This is a genomic window from Pseudomonas sp. UYIF39 (genome assembly GCF_029963765.1).
Taxonomy (GTDB): domain Bacteria; phylum Pseudomonadota; class Gammaproteobacteria; order Pseudomonadales; family Pseudomonadaceae; genus Aquipseudomonas.
Genome location: NZ_JALBYU010000010.1, coordinates 147,010 through 160,340, shown reverse-complemented (window position 1 = coordinate 160,340; position 13,331 = coordinate 147,010). Strand labels below are relative to the sequence as shown.

Annotated in this window: 11 protein-coding genes; 9 read left to right on the top strand and 2 right to left on the bottom strand. The window is 57.9% G+C overall.

The genetic code is table 11. The features are described from left to right. Positions 1–110 precede the first annotated feature (110 nt). From MO767_RS16210 to MO767_RS16170, 9 genes are all read left to right on the top strand, one after another. Positions 111–425: a YqjD family protein gene (locus MO767_RS16210; RefSeq protein WP_017340000.1), complete on the top strand. Its 315-nt coding sequence runs from the start codon at positions 111–113 to the stop codon at positions 423–425. 1 nt (position 426) lies between these two features. Beyond that, a complete protein-coding gene (locus MO767_RS16205) occupies positions 427–816 on the top strand; it encodes a phage holin family protein (RefSeq protein ID WP_282481321.1) in 390 nt (129 codons plus the stop codon). Beyond that, entirely contained in the window at positions 813–1,154 is a 342-nt protein-coding gene (locus MO767_RS16200) for a hypothetical protein (RefSeq protein WP_282481320.1), read from the top strand. The genes MO767_RS16205 and MO767_RS16200 overlap by 4 nt, the downstream gene beginning before the upstream one ends. A gap of 123 nt (positions 1,155–1,277) precedes the next feature. Beyond that, complete coding sequence (locus MO767_RS16195) at positions 1,278–2,441, top strand: EAL domain-containing protein (protein ID WP_282481319.1); 1,164 nt, start codon at positions 1,278–1,280, stop codon at positions 2,439–2,441. A 69-nt stretch (positions 2,442–2,510) separates the two neighbouring features. Continuing rightward, positions 2,511–3,839 carry a deoxyguanosinetriphosphate triphosphohydrolase gene (locus tag MO767_RS16190; RefSeq protein WP_282481318.1) on the top strand — a complete coding sequence of 443 codons (1,329 nt, stop codon included), beginning with the start codon at positions 2,511–2,513 and terminating at the stop codon, positions 3,837–3,839. A gap of 181 nt (positions 3,840–4,020) precedes the next feature. Next, positions 4,021–4,413 (top strand): response regulator, encoded by a 393-nt coding sequence (locus MO767_RS16185; RefSeq protein ID WP_282481317.1) that lies wholly within the window; start codon positions 4,021–4,023, stop codon positions 4,411–4,413. 261 nt (positions 4,414–4,674) lie between these two features. Continuing rightward, a complete protein-coding gene (locus MO767_RS16180) occupies positions 4,675–5,301 on the top strand; it encodes a response regulator transcription factor (RefSeq protein WP_046049241.1) in 627 nt (208 codons plus the stop codon). Between the two features lie 8 nt (positions 5,302–5,309). Then, positions 5,310–8,954, top strand: a complete 3,645-nt coding sequence (locus MO767_RS16175; protein WP_282481316.1) for a transporter substrate-binding domain-containing protein — start codon at positions 5,310–5,312, stop codon at positions 8,952–8,954. 49 nt (positions 8,955–9,003) lie between these two features. Further along, the gene (locus MO767_RS16170; RefSeq protein ID WP_282481315.1) at positions 9,004–11,952 is read left to right on the top strand and encodes an HD domain-containing phosphohydrolase; all 2,949 of its coding nucleotides are present in this window, start codon (positions 9,004–9,006) and stop codon (positions 11,950–11,952) included. On the opposite strand, the gene MO767_RS16165 is transcribed toward MO767_RS16170, so the two are convergent. Together MO767_RS16165 and MO767_RS16160 are read right to left on the bottom strand one after the other, a co-directional pair. Beyond that, on the bottom strand, positions 11,953–12,435 hold the full coding sequence (locus tag MO767_RS16165; protein ID WP_282481314.1) for a GAF domain-containing protein: 483 nt from the start codon (positions 12,433–12,435) through the stop codon (positions 11,953–11,955). It abuts the gene before it with no gap. Then, positions 12,432–13,322, bottom strand: coding sequence for an ATP-binding protein (locus MO767_RS16160; protein WP_282481313.1), 891 nt, complete (start codon positions 13,320–13,322; stop codon positions 12,432–12,434). Before MO767_RS16160 ends, MO767_RS16165 begins: the two co-directional genes overlap by 4 nt. Between the last annotated feature and the right edge of the window lie 9 nt (positions 13,323–13,331).

Here is a 13,331-nt window from a genome sequence, read left to right as displayed (position 1 = left end):
CGCAGGCAGATGCACCACGACGTAGCAAAAGTTGTACCAGTCATTTGTACTGAACCTTCGCGCAGGGCTCATACTCGAACGTTTCAGAAGCCACTTACGGAGATCCACCCATGGCCAGCATCAAGGCAAAGACTGCTCAAGAAATCCTGATGAACGATTTTCAGACGCTGGTCAGCGACACTGAACGGTTGCTGGAACACACTGCAACGTTGGCCGGCGATCAGGCTGATGAGCTGCGCGAGCAAATCCACGACAGTCTGCTGCGTGCACGCGAAACCTTGAAATTGACCGAAGACTCTCTGCGCGAACGCAGCAAGGCTGCCGTTACCGCCACCGAAGACTATGTCCAGGCCAACCCATGGCAATCGGTCGGGATCGCGGCCGGCGTGGGTTTCCTGATTGGCTTGCTGGCCACTCGGCGCTGATATGGCGATCGGCGAATCCGGCTCGTCCGCGACGGGCCCAAGCTCCTCACCGCGGCGCCTGGGTGCTGCTTTTCTTGGACTGCTGCACAGCCATGTCGAACTGTTCGGCATCGAATTGCAGGAACAAAAAGCCCGCACGGTAAGCCTGTTGCTGTTCGCAGGCTTGGCGCTGGTTTTTGCCTTGCTGTTGCTGGTGGGGTTGTCGACGCTGGTGATGATCCTGTTTTGGGACACCTATCGCCTGGCGGCCATCATCGGGCTCTGTGTTTTCTACACACTCGCGGCCATTTTCTGTGCGATGCGCTTGAGAGCGGCGATTTTCGATGAATCCTCGCCCTTCCACGGCACCCTGGAAGAGTTGGCCAACGATCGGGAGCGTCTGCTGCCATGAGCCTGCCTGAACTGCCTCACAACAGCTCGCGCACCGAAATGCGCAAGGCGCTGATCCGCCTGCGCATGGAAATGCATCGTCAGGAAATCCGCCACGAATCCGCACAGCTGCTGCAACCTTTGCAGCGCATGCGCGGGATGACGCAAAACCTGCAGGATGGCTTCGGCATCAAGCACGCTCCACTCTGGGGCGTGGCAGCCGTCACCTTGTTGGGTTTTCTGACGGGCAAGGGCGCCAAGAGCGGTGGCGTCAGCAGCCTCACTCGACTGGTTCGTCTGGGCGCCACGCTGGGGCCATTGATCAAGCTGGTCATGCAAGGCTCTTCGCGTACCCACTAAGGCCGTTATCTGGCTGCATTCTTGCTACATCGGGATTGAACCTCTTTATCGAGGGGTTCAATCCTGCGCGCCTACCCGGTGAACAGGTTTTATCCAATAACACGACCTGACCAAGGAGGCCTCGTGATCGACGGGCAACCACTCGCCTGTTTTCAGCCATTCATCGATACCGCCACCGGCCGTATCGCTGGTGTCGAGGCACTGGGAAGATTGCGCCAGGCCGACGCTCAACTGGCCTCGGTGGGGCCGCTGTTCGCCGACCCGCGAACGCCCGCCATCGCCCTGCGCCGCCTGGATCGCCAGATTCGCGATAACGCGCTGAGCCGCTTGCATGAAGCGCCCTCGGATTGGTTTCTGAGCCTGAACATATCGCCACGCTGGATCAACCGCTTGCGACAGGACCAGGCCCTACCGAGCCTCAAGCAATTGAGCAGGCACAACGTCGACCCGCAACGCATTGTCTTCGAGATCACTGAACTGGGGGGCGACATTCAGCGCCTGGCCGACGTCGTGGCGCGCTACCGAAAGGCCGGCGCGCGGATCGCCATCGATGACTTCGGTGCCGGTTACTCTCAGCTTGATCGCGTACTCGCGCTGCAACCGGACATTCTCAAACTCGACATGCGCTTGTTCCAGGCCGCTGCGCTAGGTGGACCGAGCAGCGACGTGGTCAAGGCTCTGGCGCAAATGGCTGAGAAAACCGGTTGTTGGATCATCGCCGAAAGGGTGGAAACCGAGGCTCAACTGAGTTTTGCCCTGGAGTGCGGTTCGCGCTACGTTCAGGGTTTTCTGTTCGCCCGGGCGCAAGCCGGTTTCTTTGCCACGGACGCCTTTGTCGAGCGCTTCGCGCAACTGCGTCAGCGCTATGTTCAGCAGAAGCTGGATGAGCGCGGTCGCCTGATGATCATGCGCCAGCAACTCAGCGAGCTGATGACCATCCTGCAAGCATGGGCTCAGGCCCGCGCGCCGCTCAGCGCCTTGCCACAACTGCATGCATTTCCCTGGCTGCTGCGCTTCTACCAATGCGACCGCCACGGCACGCAGCTGACGCCCAACCTTGAATGGCGCAACAACGGCTGGGAGGCCGACAGTCACTACCTGGGCCACAACTGGTCATGGCGTCCCTACTTCTATCATCTGCTTGCCGAAGGCTGGGATGAGCGAAGACTGACGCTCTCCAATACTTACCGCGATGCCACCAGCAACCAGTATTGCCTCACTGCCGGGCAATTTTTCGACCACGGCGAGCGACTGCTGCTCATCGATATCGACGCCGCCGGGCTGTAGTTCCGCTTGCAGGTCCGGACGCGAACCCGGAAGCTTAAGCAATCAAACACCTGACGGAGAGAACCCGCCTTGGATTGGCAAACCCTGCTTACTCGCGAACGCCTCGGAAAGCCTCTGCACAGCCCGGAAGAACTCGGCCGCAGTCCTTTCCACAAAGACCACGACCGGATCATTTTCTCGGGCGCGTTTCGCCGCCTCGGGCGTAAGACCCAGGTCCATCCGGTCACCAGCAACGATCATATCCACACGCGCCTGACCCACTCGCTGGAAGTCAGCTGCGTCGGCCGTTCGCTGGGCATGCGCGTGGGCGAAACCATCCGCAGCGCCCTGCCCGACTGGTGCGAGCCCAGCGATCTGGGGATGGTTGTGCAATCGGCTTGCCTGGCCCATGACATCGGCAATCCGCCCTTCGGCCATTCCGGCGAAGACGCAATTCGCCACTGGTTCCAGCAAGCCGCCGGCCGTGGCTGGCTGGATGCAATGAGCGAAGTCGAACGCAATGACTTCCTCAATTTCGAAGGCAATGCCCAAGGCTTCCGGGTACTCACCCAGCTGGAATATCACCAGTTCGACGGCGGCACCCGGCTGACCTACGCCACGCTGGGTACTTATCTGAAGTATCCATGGACAGCAAAACACGCGGATTCTCTGGGCTACAAGAAACACAAGTTCGGCTGCTATCAGAGCGAATTGCCGCTGCTGGAACAAATCGCCCATAAACTCGGCCTGCCGCAACTCGAGGAACAGCGTTGGGCGCGCCATCCGCTGGTGTATCTGATGGAAGCTGCGGATGACATCTGTTACGCGCTGATCGATCTGGAAGACGGTCTGGAAATGGAGTTGCTGGAGTACGCCGAAGTCGAGTCCCTGTTGCTGGACCTTGTGGGTGACGATCTGCCGGAAACCTATCGCCAGCTCGGCCCGCAGGACTCGCGGCGGCGCAAACTGGCGATCCTGCGAGGCAAAGCCATTGAACACCTGACCAACGCTGCAGCACGGGCCTTTGTCGAGCAACAGGACGCGTTGCTGGCCGGCACGCTGCCCGGTGATCTGGTGGAGCACATGCACGGCCCTGCCAAGCGTTGCGTCCTGAATGCCAAGGACATGGCGCGGAAAAAAATCTTCCAGGACAAGCGCAAGACCCTGCATGAAATTGGCGCCTACACCACGCTGGAAATCCTGCTCAACGCCTTCTGCGGCGCGGCACTGGAACAGCACAACGGTCGAACACCGTCTTTCAAGAGTCGCCGAGTCCTCGACCTGTTGGGCAACAATGCGCCCGATCCTCACGGTTCATTGCACGCCTCGTTTCTACGGATGATTGATTTCATCGCCGGCATGACCGACAGCTATGCCAGCGAAATGGCGCTGGAGATGACCGGTCGTTCGAGCTACTGATGAAACCTGGGTGATCAGCCATTGCCGCCTGCAATGGTTGATTTGCCTCTCAAAACCCAAGTGCACTCAACGTTCGCCGAATCCCCCTACAACATGCGCTGAGCTAACTGATCGATTATTCGGTAACCTCGCGAAATAATCTCGCTTCCTTCAGTTCGACAGAAGAAGCGTGAATACTCCTATGTTCAAAGACGATCTGCGCATCTTGCTGGTGGAAGATCATCCCTTCCAACTCCGGGCGACTCAATACCTGCTTGAGAGTTACGGTTTCACCCAACTGACCACCACCGACAGTGCCGATGGCGCCTTGAAACAAATGCTCAAGGCTGCGCAACCGTTTGATATTCTTTTGTGCGATCAATGTCTGCCCGATCTCTGCGGGCTTGATCTGGTCGAATTCGCCAGCCACCGGGGGATGATTAGACAGGCAATACTGTTAAGTAGTCTGACATCCGCCGAACTGGATGAACTTGAAAAAAAGGCCAACGAACACGGACTGCCATTATTAGGGTACTTGATCAAACCGCTGAAACAATCCGAATTTAGAAACCTATTGACCTTGGCCTCATTGTAAAAACCCACACCAAACACACTAAAAAAAACAGCCTGAACACAACTCACAACTTACAACTTACAATTAAATACTTTCGACCTCTCGACTAACCATCAACAATCTTCACCCTTCTTCATAAAAAACCTAGTTGATACGTAGTCCCGTTCTTATTCAGCTGTAGGATTATTCCTATATTGCCGCTGCAGGTCCGTGAGTTCATGCGTCGCCTCAACTATCTGAGCTAAGGTGCGCGCTTTATTTGAGCTCGTATGGGATTTGATTATGAACTCCGTTTTTATTGTCGACGATCACCCGGTCATCCGCCTTGCCGTCAGAATGCTGCTTGAACATGAAGGTTACAAAGTCGTCGGCGAAACTGATAATGGGGTCGACGCCATGCAGATGGTTCGCGAATGCATGCCTGATCTGGTCATTCTCGACATCAGCATTCCCAAACTGGATGGGCTGGAAGTTCTTGCCCGTTTCAACGCAATGAGTACCCGCCTGAAAACATTGGTATTAACAGCACAGTGCCCGACACTTTTCGGTATTCGCTGCATGCAATCCGGCGCATCGGGATATGTGTGTAAACAGGAAGACCTGAGTGAACTGGTCAGTGCTATAAAGGCCGTATTGTCAGGTTACAACTATTTCCCAAGTCAGGCCTTGAATCCTGTTCGCTGTGATGACGCACGTTTCGCCGACTTGGAACTGTTCAAGTCAGTCAATGACCGGGAACTGATGGTACTGCAACTATTTGCCCAAGGCCGCACCAACAAGGAAATTGCCAAAGGTATGTTTCTGAGCAACAAGACTGTCAGCACTTATAAAAAACGCCTCATGCAGAAACTCAAAGCCAAATCCCTGGTTGAACTCATCGATATGGCAAAACGTAACGCGTTAGTGTGAGAAACAGGATGCCCAGTCGTATAAAGGATTATCTGACACTCATGGCCGCAGGTTTATGCCTGACCGCCTCAGTGGCCGCTGCGCAGACCGTCAGTGAGAACTACACCCTGATGAGTCGCTCAATGGCCGGACACCAGGAAGTCCAACTGGATAAATCGCAACGACAATGGATTGAGAATAAACGGGAACTCATCCTTGGCACGTCCGCCCCGGACTACCCCCCGTTCGACCTGACCATCAGTGGTCACGACTACGAAGGTTTTACCGCCGATTACGCAGGTATCCTTGGCAAAACAACCGGTTTGCCAATCAAGGTTCTGCGCTTTGCGTCCCGGGAGGCCGCGATCGAGGCACTCGAAAGCGGCGAGATCGATTTGCTGGGGACCGCCAATGGATTCGAAGCCCACAACGCTGACATCGTACTTTCCACTCCCTACGCCGTAGATCAGCCGGTTCTGGTGACACGCGAAGGTGAAACCAGATCCTTGACCAATGGCCTGGCCGGTCTGCGGTTGAGCATGGTGTATCACTATTTGCCGCTGGCGGAGGTCAAGGCAATGTATCCGGGGGCGATCATCACGTCCTTTCCGTCCTACCAGAATGCGATCAATGCCGTTGCCTTCGACCAGGCTGACGTTTTTCTGGGTGACACCATTTCTACCCATTACATGATCAACAAGGGGTATCTGAACAACATCCGCATGGCCAACTTCGGCAAACACGAAGCACACGGTTTCAGCGTTGCCGTGCACAAGGACAACCCGCACCTGCTCGGGATCATCAACGCAATGCTCCTGGCCATCCCCACCAGCGAACGAGACAACATTGCCAAGCGTTGGAGTGCCGGCAGTGACGTGCTTCTCACCGATCAAAAACTGCAACTCACCGACAACGAGGAGCGCTGGCTGGCGCAACACCCGGTAGTGCGTGTGGTGGTCAATGAGGCTTTTGCGCCACTGACGTTTTTCGACAGTGATGGAAGCTTTCGTGGGGTTACCGCGGACTTGCTCGAGCTGATCAGATTGCGCACCGGTTTGCGCTTCGACGTCCGTCGCAGCCGCAGTGATGACGAGATGATCGAGCAGATCAGGGACAATAAGGCCGACTTGATCGCCGCCCTGCTCCCCAGCGCCCAACGTGAAAAGACGCTGAACTTCACCCGCCCCTATCTGCAAAACTCCTTTGTCCTGTTGACCCGCAAAGCCGCCGACAGCCCGACAAGCCTTACGCAGATGCAGGACAAACGCCTGGCAATTGCCCAAGGCAATCCCCTGGTGGAATACCTGCGCAGCGAGTTCCCGCGGATCAGGCTGATTGAAACCCCGGATACGTTCAGCGCCGTGGAGTTGCTGGCCGAGGGCAAGGCAGAAGGTGCGGTGAATTCACTGGTGATTGCCAACTACTTCATCTCATCGCAGCTCTTCGAGCACACCCTTCAAATCAGCACCACCATCGGAACCCAACAGGCCGCGTTCTCCCTGGCCACAGGCCGGGATGCCAAAGAACTGAACGCCATCCTCAACAAGGCACTGCTGAGCATTGCTCCGGAAGAACTGGGCATCATCAACAGCCGCTGGCGCGGCTATTCAGCGTCCTCGCAAAGTACCTGGCGCAACTATCACCGACTGTTCTACCAAATCGTCATCGGTGCCGGGGTGCTGCTGCTGATTTCCGTCGCCTGGAACGCTTACATGCGTCGTCAGATAAAGCAGCGTCAGGCAGCCGAGCGTGCATTGAACGATCAACTCGAATTCATGCGATCACTGGTCAACGGGACACCTCATCCCATCTACGTGCGCGATCGCCAGGGGCTGCTGCAAAGCTGCAACGACAGTTACTTGGAAGCCTTCTGCGCGCGACGTGAAGACGTCATCGGCAAAGGCGTCATGCAAGGCAACATGAGCAATGCGTTCGAAGCCCGGGAATATCAGGCCGATTACCAGCGCGTCGTAGCCGAGGGGATACCGCTGATTCTCGATCGCGCGCTGCACATCGGCGACCGCAGGCTGACGATTTACCACTGGATTCTTCCCTATCGTGATTCGAGCGGTGAAGTACAAGGCATCATTGGCGGCTGGATCGACATCAGCGAACGGCGGCAACTGTTCGATGATCTGCGCTATGCCAAAGAGCGTGCCGATGAAGCCAACCGAGCCAAAACCACTTTTCTGGCGACCATGAGCCATGAGATCCGCACCCCGATGAATGCGGTCATCGGCATGCTCGAACTGACGCTGAAGCGCATCGATCATAAGCACCCGGATCGCCCGGCGATCGATGTGGCGTACAACTCGGCGAAGGACCTGCTGGAGCTGATAGGGGACATTCTCGACATTGCCCGGATTGAATCCGGGCGCTTGAGCCTGAGCCCTGAACGGGTCAACCCAAGTGAAATCGTGGCCTCAGTGGTGCGGGTCTTCGATGGACTGGCGCGCCAGAAAAGTCTCCGGCTACTGCTGGAATTTCGCCCTGCCAATCAGGGTTTTGATGTCCTGTTGGACCCGATGCGCTTCAAACAGGTGTTGTCCAACCTGGTGAGCAACGCCATCAAGTTTACGGAGCACGGCCAAATCAGGATCATCGTCGACCTGCACCCAACCGCCGAGCCTGAGCGGGTCCGGATGCTGTTGCAGGTTCACGACAGCGGCATAGGGATCAGTGAACAGGATCAGCGGCGGTTGTTCGAACCTTTTGCTCAGGCCGATCACTCAGGGCAGTCAGCCAGAGGCGGTGCGGGACTTGGACTGGTGATCACCCGCAACCTGTGCGAAATGATGGGTGGCAGCCTGCAATTGAGCAGCCAGCCGGGTTTCGGCACTCAAGTCGAGGTGTCGTTGCACCTGGCAACACTGCCACTCGAACGGGTGGCAGAGAGCGCTGAAGCCAACATCTCCACCACGACTATCTCCTTGAACATTCTGGTGGTCGACGATCACCCCGCCAATCGCTTGCTCATGTGCCAGCAACTGGAGTTTCTGGGCCACCGATTCAGCGTCGCGCCGGATGGCCAGGCGGGACTTCAGGCATGGGAATCCGAGCCGTTCGATCTGGTGATTGTCGATTGCAACATGCCGATCATGAACGGATACGAACTGGCCCGCGCCATTCGCCGACAAGAACAAAAAACGCATCGCCCGCCCTGTACCGTGCTGGGTTTTACCGCCAACGCACAACCGGAAGAAATACAACGCTGCAAACAAGCCGGGATGGACGACTGCCTGTTCAAGCCGCTTACCCTGACAGCCTTGAGTCAGTGGTTTGAAGGTATCAGACCAACCGTCCGCGATCCCGCGTTCAGCCTGCAAGGACTGCGTCTTTTGACCGGTGGCGATCCGGTATTGGACCAGCGACTGTTGACCGAACTGTTGAACAGCAACCGTCTGGACCGACAAGAACTGCTGGCGCTGTCCCCCTCCAAAGAACCTCAGCCATTTCTCGACGTCGCCCACAAAATCAAGGGCGCCGCCCGAATCGTCCAGGCGTCCCGGGTAATCGACAGCTGCGAGGCGCTGGAAAAGGCCTGCAATGAGGCATTCCATCGCGACGAAGTGGCCGATTGCAGCAAGGCTATAGAGCGCGCCATGCTCGAATTGGAGCAAGCATTGCAGCAACAGATCGGCCAAAACGACAAAAGCAGAATGACAGAGCCTTAACTATGCTTGGACGCTGAGCAGTGTGTTAACCATCATGGAGAGACCTGCAATGCCCAGCCCACTGCGCCCGGATCAACGGCGGTTTCCCCTGGACGTCCATATCAGCGTGATGTTCACTCTCCTGCTGTTGCTGACTGGCGTAGTGCTGGGCGTTTTCAACTACCGGCAAACCACGCAGATCATTCTTTCCAGCAGTGAAAAGCTCTTCAACCGTATCGAGCAGGACGTCCGTCTCGACCTGCACGCTACCTATGAGCCGATTCGCCATCTGCTGACCCTGCTGGCTGAATACCCGGCGACCCAGGCACCTGACCTGGAGCAACGCCTGGCACTACTCAAACCCTTCAGCCAGTCGCTCAAGGACAACCCCGACCTGGCCTCGTTGTATCTGGGCTATGGCAACGGCGATTTCTTCATGGTTCGGCCCTTGCGAACCCCCGACCTGAAAACGCTCCTCAAGGCACCGGATACTGCGGCTTATCAGGTGTGGAGCATTGAGCGAACAGGCAACAGCGGTCAGGTCCGCTCCCAATCATTGTTTTTCGATCAATATCTGGCCCTCATCAGCCGCCAGGACAACCCCGACGAAACCTACGATCCGCGAACCCGCGCCTGGTATGCCAACGCCAGTAGCGACAGCGATCTGATCACTACCGAACCCTACATCTTTTTCTCCACCCACAATGTCGGCACCACCCTGGCCCGGCGCAGTGGCGAACAGGCCGTCATGGGTGCCGACCTGACCCTGGCGGAACTCTCCGCCACCCTGGCCAAACATGTCGTGACCCCGAGTACCGAAATCGTGCTGTTCGATGCTGAAGGGAATGCCATCGCGTATCCCGACAGCAGCAAACTGATCATCGACGATCAGACTGCTCGCCTGATCAAAGCCGCCGACCTGAGCCCCAGCCTCGGCGCATTTATCAACAATCCCCCCGCAGGTAATCGCCTGGATGTCGCCGGTCGTCAATGGATCGTTGCCCGCAGCAGCATGCAGGAAGGTGGCCCCCAGGGACTGCAACTGGCGCTGCTGGTGCCGGAAGATGAGTTACTCGTCGATGCCTACCGCATGCGCTGGCAAGGCGCGCTGATTACCTTGGCCACGCTGTTGCTGTGCCTGCCGCTGGGCTGGCTGACCTCGCGGATTCTGGTCAAACCCCTGCGCGCGCTGGTAAGGGAGGCCGATGCGGTTCGCAGTTTCGACTTCAACTTTCCGGCCTCACGTCGTTCTCCCGTGCTCGAAGTCGACCAACTGAGCGTGTCGATGACGCGCATGAAAGACACCCTGGCGAGTTTTTTCCAGATCACTGACAGCCTGAGCGCCGAGACCCGCTTCGCCCCCTTGCTCGAACGGGTGTTGTTTGAAACCGTGAAAATCGGCCAGGCCCAGGCCGGTCTGATCTACCTGCGCGAAAGTGATGGCGATCGCATGGAGCCCCATGGTCTGGTCGTCAACGGCACCTTACGGGCATTGCCGTCATTTGATCTTCGAGGACACGAACTCCAGGCTCCGCAAAGCCCTGCATGGCTACAACAGCTGTCGAATGCCGACAACGTCGTCACCACGCTTGGTTTTGAAGAGGCCGGGGATTTGCAGAAGGTGTTGCATGCGCTGGAGTGTCCCCGCGTTCACCTGATCGGTATTCGGCTGCACAATCGTCATAACGAAACCGTGGGCCTGCTGATCCTGCTGTTGGCCGACACCGGCAACCAGAGCGATCTGGAGAAACTTCGTCCGGACCGCATCGCGTTCCTCCAAGCCGTGTCCGGCGCGGCCGCCGTGAGTATTGAAAGCCAGCGTCTGCAAGCCAAACAAAAACAACTGCTCGATTCCTTCATTCAACTGCTGGCGGGGGCGATTGACGCCAAAAGCCCCTACACCGGCGGTCACTGTCAGCGAGTACCGGCGCTGACCCTGATGCTCGCCCAAGCCGCCGCTGCCAGCCAGGACCCGGCCTTCAGCGGCTATCAACCCACCGAAGATGAATGGGAAGCGCTGCACATCGCCGCCTGGCTGCACGATTGCGGCAAGGTCACCACGCCGGAATACGTGGTCGATAAAGCCACGAAACTGGAAACCCTTAACGACCGTATTCACGAAATCCGCACCCGCTTCGAAGTGCTCAAGCGCGATGCCTGGATCAGCTATTGGCAAGCCATGGCCCTGGGCGGTGACGAGCAGCACCTGGCCGAACTGCGCAACGCCACGCTGGCGGGGCTGGATGATGATTTCGGGTTCGTTGCCCGCTGCAACCTCGGCGGCGAGGCGATGGCCGAGTCCGATCTGCAACGCCTGCGCAGCATCGCTCAACGCACCTGGACCCGAACCCTGGATGACCGGCTGGGTGTTTCCTGGGAAGAGAACCGGCGTCAGGCTCGGACCCCGGCACCGACACTGCCGGTCAGCGAGCCGTTGCTGATGGACAAACCCGAGCACCTGTTCGAACGGCCCGAAGCCGAACTGATTCCGGAGGATAATCCCTGGGGGTTCAAGCTCGATGTGCCGCCCTACAAGTACAACCGGGGCGAGCTCTACAACCTGAGTGTTGCCCGAGGCACCCTGACCCGCGAGGAGCGTTACATCATCAATCACCACATGGTGCAGACGATTCTGATGCTCAGCCACCTGCCCTTCCCCGGCCACCTCACCAACGTCGCGGAGATCGCCGGCGGCCACCATGAGAAAATGGACGGCACCGGGTATCCCAAACAGTTGAAGCGCGAAGAAATGAGCCTGCCGGCGCGGATGATGGCGATTGCCGATATTTTCGAAGCACTGACCGCCGCCGATCGCCCCTACAAGAAAGCCAAGTCGTTGAGCGAAGCGCTGGGCATCATGGCCACCATGTGCCGGGACGCCCACATCGATTCTGAGTTGTTCGGGCTGTTCATCAACGCGCAAATCTACTTGCAGTACGCCGATCGATTCCTCGATCCCCAACAGATCGATGCGGTTGATCCGACAAGCCTGCTGGTCAAGGCAGGCTTGAGGGCATGATCAGCAGTCGGTCAGGCGCAGGAAAATCGCCGCCAATTGCTCGATACCGGCCTGATCTTCAGCGGTAAAACGCGCCAGTTTCGGGCTGTCGAGGTCCAGCACGCCGATCAGGCGACCGTCCTTGACCAGTGGCACGACCAGCTCGCTGTTCGACGCACTGTCGCAAGCGATGTGCCCGGGGAACGCGTGCACGTCCTCGACCAACTGGGTCTGCAAGGTGGCCGCCGCCGAGCCGCACACGCCCCGGCCAAATGGAATTCGCACGCAGGCGATCTGCCCTTGAAACGGGCCCAGCACCAGCTCTTCGTTGCGATTGAGGTAGAACCCGGCCCAGTTCAGGTCATCGAGCTGGTTATAGAGGAACGCCGAGAACTGCGCGGCGTTGGCAATGAAATCCCGCTCGTCCGCCAGCAATGACTCCAATTGCGCCCACAACATGCCGTAGCCTTCGAGGCCCTGGCCGCTCTTTTGTAAATCGATCATGCCTTGTGCTCCAACAGCTTCAGCCCGACCCAATAGCGGGCAAATTGATACGCGCAACGTCCGTTGCGATTACCCCGGCCCGTGGCCCAGCGCACCGCGAGGATGTCCAGTGCTTCGTCTCGCTGCCACTTGAGGCCCGCCTTGTCGGCGAGTTGACCGATCCAGTGTTCGACGACGTTGAGGAAGTGCTCCTGGGTAAACGGATAGAACGACAGCCACAATCCAAAACGATCCGACAGCGCAATCTTGTCTTCCACCGCCTCGCTGGGATGGAGTTCGCCGTCAACGCGCTTCCAGTTTTCGTTATCGCTTTCCTTTTCCGGCACCAGGTGGCGACGGTTGGACGTGGCGTACAGCAAAACGTTATCCGGCGCCTGTTCGAGAGAGCCGTCGAGCACGCTTTTGAGCACGCGATAATCGCCCTCGCCCGACTCGAACGACAGGTCATCGCAGAACAGTACGAAACGCTGGGGCAGCTTGGCGATCTGTTCAACCACTCGCGGCAAGTCCGCCAGGTGATCGCGTTCGATCTCGATCAGCCGCAGACCGGCCTTCGCGTGCTCCGCCAGCAAGGCGCGAACCAGCGACGATTTACCGGTGCCGCGTGAGCCCCAGAGCAACGCGTGGTTGGCCGGCATGCCATCGAGGAACTGCTGAGTGTTTCGCCCCAGTTGCTCCAGTTGCCGGTCGACACCGATCAGGTCGGACAAACGCATGTCGAGGCTGACTTCCAGCGGCAACAGAAATCCGCTGCGCCCCTCGCGCTGCCAGCGCGCGGCAAGGCAATGATTCCAGTCGATAGCTTGCCGAGGGGCGGGCAGCAATGGTTCGATACGGGCCAAAACGGCATCGGCGCGTTCAAGAAAAGCATTTAATCGGGAATCCACGTCTTCTCC

Coding starts and splice junctions, on each gene's coding strand:
- MO767_RS16180 (WP_046049241.1), top strand. CDS start 4,675: ATGAACTCCGTTTTTATTGTCGACGATCACCCGGTCATCCGCCTTGCC.
- MO767_RS16185 (WP_282481317.1), top strand. CDS start 4,021: ATGTTCAAAGACGATCTGCGCATCTTGCTGGTGGAAGATCATCCCTTC.
- MO767_RS16200 (WP_282481320.1), top strand. CDS start 813: ATGAGCCTGCCTGAACTGCCTCACAACAGCTCGCGCACCGAAATGCGC.
- MO767_RS16165 (WP_282481314.1), bottom strand. CDS start 12,435: ATGATCGATTTACAAAAGAGCGGCCAGGGCCTCGAAGGCTACGGCATG.
- MO767_RS16205 (WP_282481321.1), top strand. CDS start 427: ATGGCGATCGGCGAATCCGGCTCGTCCGCGACGGGCCCAAGCTCCTCA.
- MO767_RS16210 (WP_017340000.1), top strand. CDS start 111: ATGGCCAGCATCAAGGCAAAGACTGCTCAAGAAATCCTGATGAACGAT.
- MO767_RS16175 (WP_282481316.1), top strand. CDS start 5,310: ATGCCCAGTCGTATAAAGGATTATCTGACACTCATGGCCGCAGGTTTA.
- MO767_RS16170 (WP_282481315.1), top strand. CDS start 9,004: ATGCCCAGCCCACTGCGCCCGGATCAACGGCGGTTTCCCCTGGACGTC.